We start from the raw sequence: 15358 nt of genomic DNA, 5'->3' as shown, positions 1-15358 counted from the left end.
CTATAAGCCCACTTTAATATTGAAACCTATCATACGTTGCGAAGGAGAATTCAAGTTTTCGCTATCAATATCTGGATCTGACATCTTGAATTTTGTCCATAGGAGCAAATTTTGTCCTGTAGCGGTTAGTGACGCTGATTTAAGCCCTAATTTATTAATAAGCTTCGAAGGAATGCGATAGCCTAATGAAATCTCTCTGAGTTTTACAAAAGATTCATCCTGGATCCCGAGATCCCCTCCCCTAAAATTTTGAGCATAATTTTGATAACCTGTTTGTACATCATTAATAGCATATTGGCGGGTATCACTTGTTATTTGCCCGTATTTGTCATAAGTAACTGTTCCTGATATTACTTTTACTCCTTTTCCAACATAGTTATTTAATTTATTCACTACCTGATCATAACGATACTGATTATCAGTTTCAGGAGCAGTTCCTGTATCAAACATTTTATCATAGAGCTGGTTGTACATTAGCCCTCCAATTCGGCCATCAACACTAACACCTAAATTCCATTGCTTGTAACTGAAATTATTGAAAAAGCCGAAGCTAAAATCTGGCTCGCCATATCCTAATTTCTTCGGATAATTACTTTTAACAGGTAATCCGCTCTGATGGATAACATTCCCTTGTGGATCGGTTAGCCAATAGTTACTGGTATAATAATCCAGCCTTTCTCCCGGTTTTGCCCATAAATTATCTGGCGAATAAACTGGGTCTAAATTATCGTAGTAGCGATGTTGATTTGACCAGTTAATCGTTGATGACCATTCAAAATTTTTATTTTTTATAATTGAACCATCGACTGTAATTTCCAATCCTCTTCGTGTATAAGTTTCTTTAGTATTAACCAGTGTATTCGAAAACCCCGAAGATGATGGTATTGTAGCCGTAACCTGTTGGTTAAAATAATATTTGTTGAAGTATGCAACATCAAAATGTATACGTCTTTTAAACAAATAACCTGCAGTCCCAATTTCCCATGTGCGTGCCGAACTCGGTAATATATCGGCATTTCCAATAAGTTTGGATGGATAATCTGCTGAGTTTAGACCATTCCAGGCATTTGTTGACGTACTGTAAAGTCTATTAGTCTCAAAAATATCAGCAGGTGTTTTAAATACAGCAAATGAACCCCTTATTTTAAACATATCTATAATTGCTGGTAATTTCATCAATTCTGATATGACGACACTTGAACCTATAGAAGGATAAAAATATGATCGTGTTGATACTGGTTGTGTAGATAACCAATCATTTCTGCCTGTAAAATCCAGAAATACTGCATCATTCCAACCAAGGGATGCTCGTGCATACAAACTACTGGTTTCTTTCGGCCTAAAAGATGGAGTAATTGTTGGTGGTTCTACCGATCCGTTTAAAGAGTAAAATGTTGGAGAGATAAGGCCCCCTTTTGTTGCGGCCAACAATGATTCATCTTCCTTGTGAAAAAAGTTACCTCCTACCAGCGCATCAAATGAGAACTTATCAATCTTTTTATTGTAAGAAAGTATTAAATCGTTACTGGTGCTATAACCCTTTGTATCATATATACGATATAACCCTTTGGCATCCCAACCACCAATACCTCCTCTAGCAGATTCTAGCCCCCTCGTTGAATAAATATTGGCTGTTGGATTACGCATAGTTTCTCTGAAATTATAGTTGTCATACCCGATACGCAACATTAAATTTAAATTTGGGGAAAACTTATAATTCGCAGTAACACTGGCGTTCATCATATTTTGCTGGATGGCATCCAATTTCTCATAGGCAATTAAATACGGATTATCATACCAATTGGTGTACATCCAGTTTTGAGTTTTATTGGGAATAACCCAATAATCCTTGTAATCTCTGATGTCGTATTCAGTCCCGGTCCACATTACCATCTGATAAAGATAACCTTGCGAATTATAACCTGTTCCCCATGTTTGTGGAGCAGATCTGCGGCTGATTCCAATGTGGCTTTCAATCTTGAATTTGTCATTTATCTTAATTTCCCCTCCTGTTGTTAGGTTAATCATATTAAGTTCCAGATTTGGAAACTGGCCCTTATTGTAAATATGATTTACTCCAATTTTAAAGCTTCCATTTTCACCGGTTTGTGCTACAGTAATGTTATTGTTTGCGACAATACCAGTATTCATGAAGTTTTTGAGGTTATCTTTCCCTACAGAAACTAATGGGCGGTTATTTTCAAATTGTTTAGTAACGGGATTCCAATCTCTGGCAGTATTACCCGCATCTAATCTTGGTCCCCACACGTAATCATTATCTATTACACCATTCTGTCCACGTGCATATGAACTTTGTACTTCAGGAATAGCAAGATATCCTAATGTAAACATTGTATTGCTATTTAAGTCTACAGAAAATCCCTTACCTGCAGCCCCCTTCTTAGTGGTAATCAAATAAACGCCACCCTTAGCACGGGCACCATAAAGCGCTGATGCTGTTGGTCCTTTTAAGATATCAATGCTTTCAATATCATCTGTTGGGATATCTCTTAAAGATAAATTATCATAATCTACGCCATCCACTACCAGTATGGCAGATTCACCCCGAAGTTCTAAGGTCGGTCGAGCATTGAATTCTGTAGAATTTTTTACAACTAAGCCCGCTACTCTACCGGTTAATGATGTTCCTAAATCTACTCCTTTCACTGTGTTCACATCTTTTCCACTTACCCGTTGTACGGCGTAACCCAATGCCTTTTCAGAGCGTTTTACGCCTAAAGCAGTCACCACTACATCGTTTAAATTCGTAGGCGAAGGCTGAAGTGAAATGGTATAAGTCTGATTTCCGGTAACGGTTACTTCTTTAGCGCTGTAGCCAATGTAAGAAACCACTAAAATTGCCCCTGTATTGGCATTGATACTGAAATTTCCGTTTCCATCTGTAGTGGCTCCAATTTTGGTTCCTTTTACTAAAATGCTGGCACCAATAATGGGTGAACCGTTCTCGTCGAGCACCTTACCTGTAATATTTTCTAATGTTATGCTTGAGATAGATAGTGCTTTCTTTTTGAGTACTATAGTTTTATCAAAAATTTTATAGGTTAATGGCTGATCTTTAAAGCACAGTGATAAAACCTGGTCTATTGAGGCGTCCTTTACATTAATAGATACTTTTTGGGCTTTGGAAACCTCGAGATTATCGTATAGAAATACGTAATCGCTTTGCTGCTCTATTGACCTGAAAATCAATTCCATCGAAGCATTTTTTTGCTTTAATGTTATGTTTTGGCTATAAACACTTGCACTAACCTGGCAAAGGGTAGCGATTAAAAGTATTGTTGTTAGCTTCATAACCATTATGAGTTGTTTAGGGATATGCCGTATTTTAAAAACGGCATTAAAGAATGTACAAAAATTCATAACTTTGAATCTGGGTTTTAAACATTATAGCTTAGATAACTTTTTGTTTTCCTGATGAGACTTCTCTTCAGGATTTAATCCCAAAACTTTGACGGGAAGTGGTACGAACACTTCTCGTTTTTTATTTTGAAGATATTAATGGTTTAGTTTGGTGGTATTAATGCTTCATATCTGTATAATAGTTTTACGGTTTATTTTGGATTTACAATAATTTGATTGTTATTAATTGTACAATGAATTCCTGAATATGAAAGCATTTCGATAAGCTTATTAACGCTTACTTTTCTAGGTATTTTACCTGTATATTCTTTAACCGGGAACGCTCCGTTATAACGAACATCGGCATCATACCATCTGGAGATTTGACGCATAACAGAGGCTAAATCTGCTCTTTCAAACTGGAAATACCCATTCTTCCATGCAATGATGGCTTCAGGATTATCTATTTCCCTAAGATTAATTCTTTGAGCACGATGATCTATACTGGCTTGCTGGCCAGGCTTTAACAAAACCATCTCCTGATTTCGTTTCACTTTTACTGAGCCTTCTAATAAAGTTGTCGCTTCAGCTTCTTCATCAGGGTAAGCGTTAATGTTAAAATGAGTACCCAATACGCTGATTTCAGAACGATTGGTGTTAACTATAAAAGGCTTTGTTTTGTCTTTAGCTACCTCAAAGTAAACTTCTCCGGTTATTTTAACTTTTCTATCCTTTCCTGAAAAGGCAGTTGGAAAGGTGATTGATGAACCTGAATTTAGCCAAACCTCCGTTTTATCTACTAATATTAAATGGTATTGTCCACCTTTTGGTGTGCTTACGGTATTTAGCATTACCCGATTCTGGCTGGTCTGATTGGTAACACTATAAACCAACTCACCACTTTTGGTTTTTGTCACTTTAATTCCTTGCTGATTTGCCAGGTGCCCGTTGGCGGCTTCATTTAAAGTTATCGTAGATCCGTCTGCAAGTTGTAAAATGGCATTGTCTCCGCCAGGTTTTATTTCTTTTTTAACCTGAACAATCTGATTTGCCGTTGATTTTAATTTTGGTTGTTTAAAATAGAAATAAGCTGCCCCCATTATCAATGCAGTTAAAACTGCTGCTTTTGAAAGGTGAGCGCGCATAAAGCTCAAAGCGATGCTATTCCTGGATTTTGGTTTATTCGAAGTGATGTTGGCTTTAACCTGGCTGAAGATATTCTCCTTAAGAGGAAGCAATTCATCCTCAGCCATTGCAGGAATTTCCGTACCCACCCTTTCATACCAATCTTCTACTAACCGTTTTTCTTCGGGTGTAGCAGATCGACTGTTGTATTTTTTGAGTAAATATTTGAGTTTTTCGGTATCCAAAATAAATGTCTTTTAAGCATATATCCGATACCCTTTAAAAAAGTACTATAAGATTTTTATTTTTTTAAGAACTAAAGATTTTTAGCAATAAATATGGCTAAAAGTGCTAAAGAAGAATCGTAATCTTTTACACGTGTTCTTAAACGCTGGTAAGCCATCTGAAGTTGATTTTTGATGGTTTGCTCAGATAATGACAGATCGCTGGCGATTTGTTTAATTGAACGTTCATCATCTTTTTTAAGCAGATAGATCTCACGCATACGGGATGGCATTTTAGCAACCTCGTCATTGATGATCGCTGTGAGTTCCTTCTCCAGCAAAAGATTTTGAGAATATTGGTCTGCTGGAATTTCCTGAGCGGTTACACTTAAAGCATATTTCATCCGTACTTCATTCTTCTCATACAGTTTAAGTGTTTTATTTCGCAGAATTGCATATAAATAAGCTAATACACTTTTCTCTACATCCAGCAATTCAATCTTGTCCCAAAGGGAGATAAATGCATCCTGAACAAGATCCTGGGCTATATCTTTACATTGCACTTTCCTATAAGCCTGATTGTAAAGCGCTTGCCAGTAAGCATCAAAAACAAGTTGAAATGCCTTGTCTTTATCCGACTTTACAAGTAGAAAAAAATTACTTTCTAATTCCTTATGCATATAGTTTTTAGACAAAAAAATGTATTTGATCTTTACAGCAATTTAAAAAATCATTTCAACATAAAAATAATTAATATAATTCTTGCATTTGGTGGACAAAGTAAAACAACCCATGTTAAGTTACTATAAACAAATGAAGAATTCAACAGGAACGGCTAATATAGTACTCAGTTACAAGCTGATAGCTTATGGTTTGTGTCAGTTAATTTTTTTATTTGGTTTTGCTCTTTCTAATCTAGGAAATATTCAAATAAGTGGTAAAATAAATAAAGAAAAAAAACACGCAAACGTTTGATTAATTTCGTATTATTATAGTTAGAAGAAATTTAATTAGCTTAGCTGTTAGAATGCAATCAAAACCGACAACCATAAAGGAAATTGCCAGAATTTTAAACATTTCTCCATCGAGTGTTTCAAGAGGTCTGCATGATCATCCCAGTATTGGAGCAGTTACCCGAGAGAAGATAAAACAGCTGGCTAAATCGCTTAACTACGAGCCTAACAACGCGGCTATTCTTTTTCAGAAAGGCAAAACTTACACCATTGGCGTAATTTTACCAGAGCTATCAGAACATTTCTTCTCTACTGCGATATCTGCCATTGAAGATGAGGCACTCAAAAAGAACTACACTGTAATTTTTGCACAGTCGCACGATAATTATGAGCAAGAAGTAAAATTAGTAGAGAAAATGAAAAATCAGCGGGTAGATGGTCTTTTAGTATCTATAAGTAAGGACACTTCGAAGTTTGATCATTTCGAGAAACTGAATTCTTTCAATATCCCTGTTGTATTTTTTGATCGGATACCTCCTTTTAAAAATGTTCATTATGTAGCATGCAGTTTAGAAAGTGCTACAGTGAAAGCAGTAAATTACCTTTTGAAAAAAGGCCACAGAAGTATTGGAATGATTAACGGCCCGAATACTTTATATGCCAGTGATGAAAGAAAGGATGGCTATATGCAAGCCATTACTTTTAACCGCTTAAAAGTAGATCCATCTTTAATCATAAACTGCGATTTAACAGAGCAGGGAACCATTGAAGCAGCTAATCAATTCCTGAATCATAAACGGAGACCTACAGCAATTGTAGCTTTTAATGATTATGTTGCTTTGTTTCTCATCAAATACTTTAAAAAACTTAATGTTATCGATGAATTTGATGTAGTTAGTTATGCTAACTTACCTATTATCAGTTATTTAGATCATACGCCAGTTGCTTCTGTTGAGCAATATCCTTACCTGCAGGGGCAAAAGGCGGCGAATATTCTTTTAGACTTAATCAACAGCCCGAATGCTGAAACCCAGGCCTATTATAATACAATTGTAGAGTCTGATTTGATTATCAATAATGTTGAGGAATAGGTAAATCAAACGTTTGCGCTAAGTTTAAATCTTCTTCAGTTTACCTGGCAGGATATTGTATTTTTTCTTAAAAGCTGCTATAAAATGTTGTGCGTTTTTGTATCCCACAAGAAAGGAAACTTCATTTACAGCTTTTTTATCAGCAGTTAGTAATTGATGTGCTTTTTCCATTCTGATGTGATTCAGGTATCCAAAAACAGTATGCCCAACAATTTCCTTAAATCCTTTTTTCAGCTTATAATCATTTAATCCTGCTTTTCGCGAAAGTTCCAGAATAGAATAAGGCTTTTGGATATTATTTTCTACAATTGTTTTAGCCAGCATAATTTTACTGATATCCTCATCTTTCATGGTAACGTTATTGTACCTGGGTTGTTGCGCAACCAGATGAACGAGCATTTCTAATATCTTAGCTTCAATGAGTAATCTTTTTGGTCTTCCTGTGTATTTAATTGTTGATAGCTCATCAAGAATATTTTTAATTTCAGCCGACATTCCCCTCTCCTTCAGGTTTCCGAGTGTTGCATCGAACGCATCATTAACGATCTTTAAATAATAACCGGGGGTTAAACGGATAAAAATACCTTGCACTGAAGCGGTGTTGAAGGTGATGCATTTCCGGGTGTTACCGCTGATATGAAATTGATGCTGCGAAACGGAAAACACATGATCTTTTAGTTCATTATTATAGTGTTGTATACTTCCTGAAAGACAAAAAAAGAGACCTATATGTGTTTTATCACATTCCAGGTAAAAATTACAGTCGTCAGCCGATTGAATAGACAGCTGGCAAATATGGATTCCTTCAAACCAGTTTTCTGTTAAGCTTATGGTATAGTTTGAATCACAATATCGGCTATGCTCTTCTTCTAAATCAGAACTGCTGTTAAAATTATCGGGATAAACCTGATGATGAATAGTTTTCCCTGATGAAAACTCTGAAAGCTTAATTTCCATAATTATTAATCCGTTTCACGGCATAAATTATCCCGCTTGCGTTATCTCCTTAGGTCGATTATGCACAAATTTGCACAATTATTTATAATTAGTCTAAATAAATGAGAATATATTTTTCAGTTGTCCTGGTAACTTTTGGTATGTCGGCAATGGCTCAGGAAGTTAAGCCTGATACCACCAGGGCAAATGATTTGAATGAGATTGTAGTTACCGGTCAGTATAAACCCAAAACTTTAAGAAATTCTATTTATCAAGTGAAAACCATTACAGCAGAGAAAATACGTTTAAGAGCAGCCACAAGTGTTCAGCAAGTATTGAATACTGAATTGGGTTTTCGATTTAGCAACGACTTAACATTGGGTACAACAGATGTACAACTGATGGGCATGACAGGGCGAAATGTTAAAATTTTACTGGATGGTGTACCTATGGTAGACCGGGCTGATACCAGGGAAAGTCTTAACCAGATCGATATTAATACTATAGAACGTATAGAGATTGTAGAGGGACCCATGTCTGTTATGTATGGTTCTGATGCTCTTGCTGGTGTAATCAATATTATTACAAAGAATGCAGGCAAATCATTAGTAAACGTATCTGCACGCATCCAGGAAGAAACTGCTGGTTCTGAATACCAAGGGTTTACGGGGGAAGGTATTCACAATCAAAACGTTAATATCAGCTGGCAAAATAAAGGCTGGATGACGCTTGCAGGCTTTAGCCACAATGATTTTGGGGGTTGGAATCTAGCGGAAAAAACAGCAACTATTGCAGAGGTTGAATCAGTTAGCAACAGGTGGAAGCCGAAAGAACAATGGTTAGGTAACGCTAAAGTTGGTTATCGGAATAATAACTTTAATATGTGGTACCGCCTGGATGGCCTGAAGGAAAGCATTGACGTGAGAGGAGGAATGAATCCCAATAATTATAAGGCCAAGTTTCAAACTTATACTACATATCGATTTACGCAACAGTTACAATCTGAATATAGGTTATCCCCTTCTTTACAATTTACAGGGGTTTTAGGCTACACCAATCTGGAACGTGCAACACGATCGGTCATTCACGATTTTACAACCAATAATGAAGAATTGACAACTGCTGCCGGTGAACAGGATGTAGCCAGGTTTAATGCTACCATTTTTAGGGCCACCGCGCGCTACGTTGCAAATAAATCGCTCTCCTTCCAGCCTGGTTTAGAATATAACCGCGATGCTGCCAGCGGAGCCAGAATTACCGGTTCTCCTGTGATTAATGATTATGCTTTCTTTGTTTCATCAGAAATCACGCCTGTTAAAGGAATAAACATCAGACCAGGATTACGGTTTATTAAGAATTCTGTATATGATGCTCCGCCTGTAATTCCTTCATTAAATACCCAGTTTAGTTTATCAAAACAACTTGACCTACGTCTAGGATATGCACGAGGTTTCAGATCACCTGCATTAAGAGAACTGTATTATAATTTTATCGATGCCAGTCACACTATTTTGGGAAACCCAAGCCTGCGGGCAGAGCAATCCAACAGTTTTAACGGATCTTTAGCCTGGTCAGGAGTATCTGCTAAAGATTTTCAATTGAGATCTACATTAGCCGGTTTTTACAACTTATTTAAAAACCGAATTGAATATGGTGTAGATCCGGCCAACACCTCAGTAACTACATTAATTAATGTGTCTCAGTATAAAACTATTGGTGGAACCTTAGAAAACACCTTGATCTACAATAATTTACAAGCTACTATTGGTCTATCTTATATTGGCAGGTATAATGAACTGTCGGAAGATGCGTCATTGGCCTCTCCTCAATTTGCCTGGGCAACTGAAATTACAACTAACGTTATTTGTACGCTCCCAAAAATCAATACCAGTGTGAGTTTATTTTATAAGTATACCGGAAGTCTTCCGAGCTACCAAATCAATGCAGAAAACAATACGGCAACATTGGTTAAAGTAGGCTCATTTCATTGGGCTGATTTAATGCTCAGCAAAAACCTGATTCGCTATGTAACACTTAGCGCAGGTGTAAAAAATTTATTCAATGTTACCCAATTAACCAATAGTTCAACTGCAACCGGAGGTGCACACAGCACAGGTGGTGTAGCTGTACCCTATAGCTACGGTCGCTCCTATGTTTTGGGTTTAATTTATAGCTGGAATAAGAAATAATCAATTTAAATACATAAAAACAGAAATATGAATAAGTTCAACTCTTTGTTATCCATTGCATTAATCGCGGTTTCTTTTGCTGCTTGTAAAAAAAGTGGTGATGAGCCTGTCATTGTTGTTCCTCCATCGGACGGTAGTACCCTTACCCTAAATGGCCTAATTGCTGCAGAAGCTGGCAGTGCTGCCGGAAATAGTGTTTATGTAGATTTCAGTGCTGATAAACAAACTGCCGTTGATCGGGATAGTTGGGATTTAGGCTTCTACTCGGGAACAGATTTTAAAGTTATTTTGAATGCCTCCAATGGTGCTTCGGCAATTGTAATTAATAAAAGTGATTTAAACGCTGTTACTGCCGCTGATTTTGACCCAAACAGCCTTAAGGTAGGCCAAGGTGCCGGAAATTTTAGTCTTATCGACGATCCAAGGGAAACAAATATTATTAATAAAACAGCAATTGCTTCAATTTCGGCAACCGATGCAGAAAATAAGGTTTATATCATCAACAGAAAAGGTGGTGCAAATACCGTTCTTACTAATGATGAACTTTATAAAGTTAGGATATTAAGGAAAGGAGCAGGTTACACTTTACAGTATGCTAAAGTTACCGAAACGAGCTTTAAAACCTTAGATATAACCAAAAATGCAGATGCGAATTTTCAGTTTACTTCTCTGGTTAAAGGCAGTTTAGTAAGTGTAGAGCCTGCAAAGGCCAATTGGGATATTGTATGGGGATATAGCATGTATTACACTGCAACCTTCCCATATGCGTTCTCTGATCTGGTATTCATCAACAGCCTGGGTGGTGTAAGTGCTGTATCAGTGTCTACTTCAGTTAAAACCTATGCTGCGTTTTCGGAGTCGGATCTTGCCGGACTTACTTTCTCTGTTTCAAGAGATGTAATCGGATCTACCTGGAGAACTTCCCCTGGCCAAAATGGAACGGGTGGTGGAGTTAAAACAGATGTTTTCTATGTAGTGAAAGACGGCTCTGGTAATGTATACAAATTAAAATTTAACAGTTTCATCTCCAATGATGGTGGAACCCGCGGAAAGCCTGTAATTGAATATAAATTGATTAAGAAAGGCTAGACTTAAGGCACACTCATTCTCAAATTTTAAATAATATGTTTTGTTAGTTGGATAAATGCTCTCCGCGATGGGGAGCTTTATCTTTTTAGTCACGAGTAGATAGTCTGCAGTCTTGAGTCCTGTATAAGTCTAGTCTGAATACCTGATATAAACATCTTGATACAAATCCCGCTTAAACGCAAAAAGGGTTCCGGTACACCGAAACCCTTTTTACGTAATCGCTAAATATTATTTTCCAGCGTTTTTCTTGTCAGTTACTTCTGCACGGATCTCTTGTGCTAAAACTTTAAGATCTTGCATTGCTTTACGCACACGAGTACCAGCAGCTGCATTGCCAGCATTATAAAATTTTTCTACATCTGCTTCGATAGCAGCTACAGCAGCTTTAACTTTTGAAAATTTTTCCATCGCTAATTGATGTTTTTTAAGGTTTAAAAAATTTATTTTTTCAATTATACATATTTACCTTGAATTAACAACAGAAAGCAAATATTTATTTAAAATAAGTTTTGCACATTTTAACAAGGCAAAAAGTCCCTTTATTTATTATTAGGGCTAGATTTGAATTGTTTTGACAGGTTTATCAGGTTTTGAAAGGTACTGTTTGCGCTCTCTATACAAGACTTATAGTCTGCTTCTGATACGCTTTCGTTTAGCAATGAAACGAATGCTTTCCATTTGGTACTGAGCTCATTGCCATAAACACCATAATAATTCAACCCTGCTTCATGTCCCTTAAAAGCAGGATTAGCCATAATGTGTTTCTTAATTACATTCCCTCCCAGCGTTGCACCTTCCAAAACGTATAGTGCGCCCAATACTGCTGCATTATTTTTTTGGGGAATAAATAATTCAAAGTCTAGCCCTGGAAGGCTCAGGTTATCAATTTGCCAGTAATTGAGGTCTTGCTCCAATGCAGCTAATTTAAACCTGCTTTTCATTTCTAATTGCCCGGCAAGGTCTGCATCCAGCATATTGGCCAGTAAATTTTCTAACTTCTGATGGATGATGTAGTTTATGGTAAGGAGTGTTTTATAATCTTCAATGCTAAGCGAATGGTTCATAATTTCATTCACAAACATTAATGATTCCAGTTCCTGGTGTTTATTTGCAGTTTCTTTTCTTAGTAAGTCGGCTATCATATTTACGGTTTAAAAATAATACCATGATCTGTTCATGGTTTAGGGAAAAAGAAAAGATTCGAACGTTAAAGCCCGAATCTTTATTATGCTGTTGTTTATTAATTCAATCGAAGGTGTTGGTTGAACCAGAAATCGTGTACAGAGTGCACACACTTCACTAAATTATCGTAGCCATTGGGCTTGGTAAGGTAGGCATTGGCACCAAACTCCATCGATGCTTTGACATCCTCCGGATTATCAGAAGTTGAAAAAAGTATAACTGGTATCGACTTTAAATAAGGAATATCCCTTATAAACTTTAAAAGATCTAAACCTGACAAACCTGGCAGATTCAAATCCAATAAGATCAATTTGGGTTTGGTTTTACTTTCTGCAAATTTCTGTAGTTTAAGAAGCGCTTCCGTTCCATCTTCTACAATAGTTAAATTTAAGGTGTCTTTCACCTCTTGTATAGCACTCTGCATGAAAAAAGCGTAGTCTACATCATCCTCTACATAAAATATATCCGGCGTTTTCATTTCTTTATCTGTTTTTAAAAGCTACGTAAAATGTTGATCCACTATTTAATTTACTTTCGAACCAAACTCTACCATTGTGTTTTTCTACAATACGCTTTACAATAGCTAACCCTACTCCTGTTCCATCAATGTCTTTTACATTGTCCATGCGCTTAAAAAGCTCAAAAACTCTGTCATAATAACGGTTGTCAATTCCCATACCGTTATCTTTAATAGCATACACGGTTTCGTCGTCGTTTACGCTTCCGAAAACTTCAATTTTAGGTTTTTCTACCATAGAAGAGTATTTTACTGCATTACTGATCAGATTTGTAAAAACCTGTGCAATCATGGTATTATCTCCTTTTAAATCTGGTAGCTGGCCTAAAATAAGTTCGGCATTGTCTGCTTTAAACGCCGTCCAAACTTCGGTTGTTATTTCTTTTAACAACAAAGGCATATCAACTGTTTCAAAAATTACATCAGAACGACCAACACGGGCAAGATTTAAAATTTCCTTAATGAGAAAATTCATCTTATCGGCACCTGTGAGAATGCGATCGAGCATTTTTCTTCCATTATCATCAATGCTTTTATTTTTAAGCAATAGCTCGGCATAGGTTTTAATAGAGGTTAACGGAGTTCTTAAATCGTGAGAAATGGTATAGCTGAAGGTATCTAGTTCTTCATATGCGGCCTGTAATTTTTCATTCAACAACCTTACTTCATTGGCTTTCTTATTTACATCGGTAATGATAATTTCCCTGATTCGCAACACGGAAGCAATCTCTTCAGGCATCCAGCGCTCAGAAGTGTTATTGACCACCTGAGCCCAGGTTTCAAATGATTTACGGGGAGACAAGCTCATTAAACCATTTTCTGTTGTAGTCACTGGTTTTTCAGGATTACCGGCCCAGTTAACCGTGGTAATTTGTTCTGGTTTAAACCAGATAATCATCTCTCCCAACTCCTTACTTAAAACACATGATAAAATTCCGGATGCAATCTCCTTATATTTTTTAGCGGGATGGAAGATTTCTGAAAGTCTGTGGGTATAATAAATGGTTTCGTCGCTTGATTTCTTCAGCCATTCCGCAAGCGCTTCAATATCTTCATTTGCGGGTACATTCCCCAGGGTTTGTAAACCATTATCAAAAATGATGGCTACACCTGTGGCTTTAGTTATATCAAGAATAGTTGTCTTGTGTCCGGTAATGGCTTCAACAAGATATTTATCTCTGTTTAAATGCTCAGATAGTATCGAAGAAGTATCTTTAAACTGTGCAATAACCTCTGAATCTTCTTCATCCTGACGGTATTCTAATGCCGATGATAAAATCTGACCAATAAGTTTGGAGCCTTCCCGGGCTTTATAATCGATGAATTTGGGGCTATAATTGTGGCATGCGATTAATCCCCACAATTCGCCCCTGGCAATAAGGGAAATACTGAAACTTGAATCTACACCCATATTTTTTAAGTATTGGATGTGGATTGGGGAAACGGCTCTTAATCCACTGTTTGTTAAATCCAGCGGCTTATCTTCTGTGTAGGTAATGATTGGTGCATCGGCAGTGTTAACATCAGCAATCAAACGCGTTAGGTTTAATTTATAAAGCTCTCTCGCCTGTTTGGGGATATCTGATGCAGGATAATGGAGGCCAAAAAATGGCTCAAGGCTTTCTTCCTTTTCTTCAGCAACAACCTCTCCATGTCCATCGTCTAAAAATTTGTAAATCATTACCCGATCGTAATTGATTAGTTTCTTCACCTCTGAAGCAGCATTTCTAAGTAAAGTAGATACACTTTTACCCTGAAGAATGGCAGATGCCGATCTGCCGATTGTACTTTGGATATCGTATTGTAATGTTAGGGGTTCGAATTCTAACAACCAATCAACAGTTGATGGTGAAATAATCAGGTAAAATGGATTTCCGTTTATTTCAATCGGATGCGGACTAATGGCATCAAAGCTTTTCCTGATAATTCCGAGTTTGAGTAGATCTTCAATATTGAATTCAGGATCTCTTTGGGTAACAAAGCTATTGATTAACGCCAAGGGTTTTCCCAATAACTTTTTAGGATCTTCATTTAAAAAAGTACCCGTATTATCGCTAATATAACTGACATTTAAGCTTGCTTTATCGATAGCGATTAAGAAGCCATGAGATTGAATCTTTCCTGGAATATGGATTGGTTCTTTATCACAATTGGTTAAGTCTACAGAAAATTTGTTCATTTTAGAGATTTGACATTGCAAAACTATCAGAAATATTGAAGTAATAAAGTTTGGTTTATTCCTATAAGTTATATTTCATTAATTTAGTTTTATGATTTAGTTTTTATTATATATTTGTTCAAATTTTAACTATCGTCCCTACATTGGCAAAGAAAAACATTTTGGTTATCGAAGATAACCATGCAATTTTAGATGTTATAACCCTTATTTTAGAAAGCGAAGCTTTTAATGTGTCAGGTCTTAATAAGGGCGCTGATTTTATTGCACACGTTGAAGAATCCAAGCCAGATGTAATTATTATGGATATTATGCTTCCAGATATTGATGGACGGATACTCCTTAAAGAGCTTAAAAGCAAACCTTCTACCAGTCACATTCCGGTTTTAATGATTTCTGCGCGTTATAATGCATCTAACTACACTTTAGATGGCACAGAGGCAGATGATTTTATGGCAAAACCATTCAATATTGATGATTTGATGGATAAAATTTATGCATTGTTAAAGAAGTAAC

Annotated in this window: 12 protein-coding genes; 4 read left to right on the top strand and 8 right to left on the bottom strand. The window is 36.6% G+C overall.

What is annotated here, in order from left to right:
- The 3 genes from ACQY77_RS01600 to ACQY77_RS01590 form a co-directional block, all read right to left on the bottom strand.
- Entirely contained in the window at positions 1 to 3312 is a 3312-nt protein-coding gene (locus tag ACQY77_RS01600; RefSeq protein ID WP_421939739.1) for a SusC/RagA family TonB-linked outer membrane protein, read from the bottom strand.
- A 260-nt stretch (positions 3313 to 3572) separates the two neighbouring features.
- The gene (locus tag ACQY77_RS01595; protein WP_421939740.1) at positions 3573 to 4730 is read right to left on the bottom strand and encodes a FecR family protein; all 1158 of its coding nucleotides are present in this window, start codon (positions 4728 to 4730) and stop codon (positions 3573 to 3575) included.
- 71 nt (positions 4731 to 4801) lie between these two features.
- Complete coding sequence (locus tag ACQY77_RS01590) at positions 4802 to 5389, bottom strand: RNA polymerase sigma factor (RefSeq protein ID WP_421939741.1); 588 nt, start codon at positions 5387 to 5389, stop codon at positions 4802 to 4804.
- A gap of 347 nt (positions 5390 to 5736) precedes the next feature.
- Between ACQY77_RS01590 and ACQY77_RS01585 the strand changes: the two genes are divergently transcribed.
- Positions 5737 to 6753 (top strand): LacI family DNA-binding transcriptional regulator, encoded by a 1017-nt coding sequence (locus ACQY77_RS01585; protein WP_090882543.1) that lies wholly within the window; start codon positions 5737 to 5739, stop codon positions 6751 to 6753.
- Between the two features lie 24 nt (positions 6754 to 6777).
- Here the strand turns inward: ACQY77_RS01585 and ACQY77_RS01580 are convergent, their stop codons facing one another.
- Positions 6778 to 7710: a helix-turn-helix transcriptional regulator gene (locus tag ACQY77_RS01580; protein WP_421939742.1), complete on the bottom strand. Its 933-nt coding sequence runs from the start codon at positions 7708 to 7710 to the stop codon at positions 6778 to 6780.
- 101 nt (positions 7711 to 7811) lie between these two features.
- Between ACQY77_RS01580 and ACQY77_RS01575 the strand changes: the two genes are divergently transcribed.
- Together ACQY77_RS01575 and ACQY77_RS01570 are read left to right on the top strand one after the other, a co-directional pair.
- A complete protein-coding gene (locus ACQY77_RS01575; protein ID WP_421939743.1) occupies positions 7812 to 9878 on the top strand; it encodes a TonB-dependent receptor plug domain-containing protein in 2067 nt (688 codons plus the stop codon).
- A gap of 27 nt (positions 9879 to 9905) precedes the next feature.
- A complete protein-coding gene (locus ACQY77_RS01570; protein ID WP_421939744.1) occupies positions 9906 to 10967 on the top strand; it encodes an HmuY family protein in 1062 nt (353 codons plus the stop codon).
- Positions 10968 to 11195: 228 nt separating this feature from the next.
- On the opposite strand, the gene ACQY77_RS01565 is transcribed toward ACQY77_RS01570, so the two are convergent.
- The 4 genes from ACQY77_RS01565 to ACQY77_RS01550 form a co-directional block, all read right to left on the bottom strand.
- Positions 11196 to 11375 (bottom strand): hypothetical protein, encoded by a 180-nt coding sequence (locus ACQY77_RS01565; protein ID WP_039482627.1) that lies wholly within the window; start codon positions 11373 to 11375, stop codon positions 11196 to 11198.
- 131 nt (positions 11376 to 11506) lie between these two features.
- The gene (locus ACQY77_RS01560; protein ID WP_421939745.1) at positions 11507 to 12109 is read right to left on the bottom strand and encodes a biliverdin-producing heme oxygenase; all 603 of its coding nucleotides are present in this window, start codon (positions 12107 to 12109) and stop codon (positions 11507 to 11509) included.
- 98 nt (positions 12110 to 12207) lie between these two features.
- Positions 12208 to 12627 (bottom strand): response regulator, encoded by a 420-nt coding sequence (locus ACQY77_RS01555; protein WP_421939746.1) that lies wholly within the window; start codon positions 12625 to 12627, stop codon positions 12208 to 12210.
- A gap of 4 nt (positions 12628 to 12631) precedes the next feature.
- Positions 12632 to 14845: an ATP-binding protein gene (locus tag ACQY77_RS01550; RefSeq protein ID WP_421939747.1), complete on the bottom strand. Its 2214-nt coding sequence runs from the start codon at positions 14843 to 14845 to the stop codon at positions 12632 to 12634.
- A 143-nt stretch (positions 14846 to 14988) separates the two neighbouring features.
- Here ACQY77_RS01550 and ACQY77_RS01545 point away from each other — a divergent pair, with 143 nt between their 5' ends.
- Positions 14989 to 15357, top strand: coding sequence for a response regulator transcription factor (locus ACQY77_RS01545; RefSeq protein WP_421939748.1), 369 nt, complete (start codon positions 14989 to 14991; stop codon positions 15355 to 15357).
- The last annotated feature ends 1 nt before the right edge of the window (position 15358 follow it).

Origin of the sequence: Pedobacter sp. (assembly GCF_965279535.1) — a bacterium.
Taxonomy (GTDB): Bacteria; Bacteroidota; Bacteroidia; order Sphingobacteriales; family Sphingobacteriaceae; genus Pedobacter.
This window is presented reverse-complemented; position numbering and strand designations above follow the sequence as displayed.

Excerpts from the sequence above, each read along its gene's own strand:
- ACQY77_RS01600 (WP_421939739.1), bottom strand. The coding sequence starts at position 3,312 with ATGAAGCTAACAACAATACTTTTAATCGCTACCCTTTGCCAGGTTAGT.
- ACQY77_RS01590 (WP_421939741.1), bottom strand. The coding sequence starts at position 5,389 with ATGCATAAGGAATTAGAAAGTAATTTTTTTCTACTTGTAAAGTCGGAT.
- ACQY77_RS01585 (WP_090882543.1), top strand. The coding sequence starts at position 5,737 with ATGCAATCAAAACCGACAACCATAAAGGAAATTGCCAGAATTTTAAAC.
- ACQY77_RS01580 (WP_421939742.1), bottom strand. The coding sequence starts at position 7,710 with ATGGAAATTAAGCTTTCAGAGTTTTCATCAGGGAAAACTATTCATCAT.
- ACQY77_RS01575 (WP_421939743.1), top strand. The coding sequence starts at position 7,812 with ATGAGAATATATTTTTCAGTTGTCCTGGTAACTTTTGGTATGTCGGCA.
- ACQY77_RS01570 (WP_421939744.1), top strand. The coding sequence starts at position 9,906 with ATGAATAAGTTCAACTCTTTGTTATCCATTGCATTAATCGCGGTTTCT.
- ACQY77_RS01565 (WP_039482627.1), bottom strand. The coding sequence starts at position 11,375 with ATGGAAAAATTTTCAAAAGTTAAAGCTGCTGTAGCTGCTATCGAAGCA.
- ACQY77_RS01560 (WP_421939745.1), bottom strand. The coding sequence starts at position 12,109 with ATGATAGCCGACTTACTAAGAAAAGAAACTGCAAATAAACACCAGGAA.
- ACQY77_RS01555 (WP_421939746.1), bottom strand. The coding sequence starts at position 12,627 with ATGAAAACGCCGGATATATTTTATGTAGAGGATGATGTAGACTACGCT.
- ACQY77_RS01550 (WP_421939747.1), bottom strand. The coding sequence starts at position 14,845 with ATGAACAAATTTTCTGTAGACTTAACCAATTGTGATAAAGAACCAATC.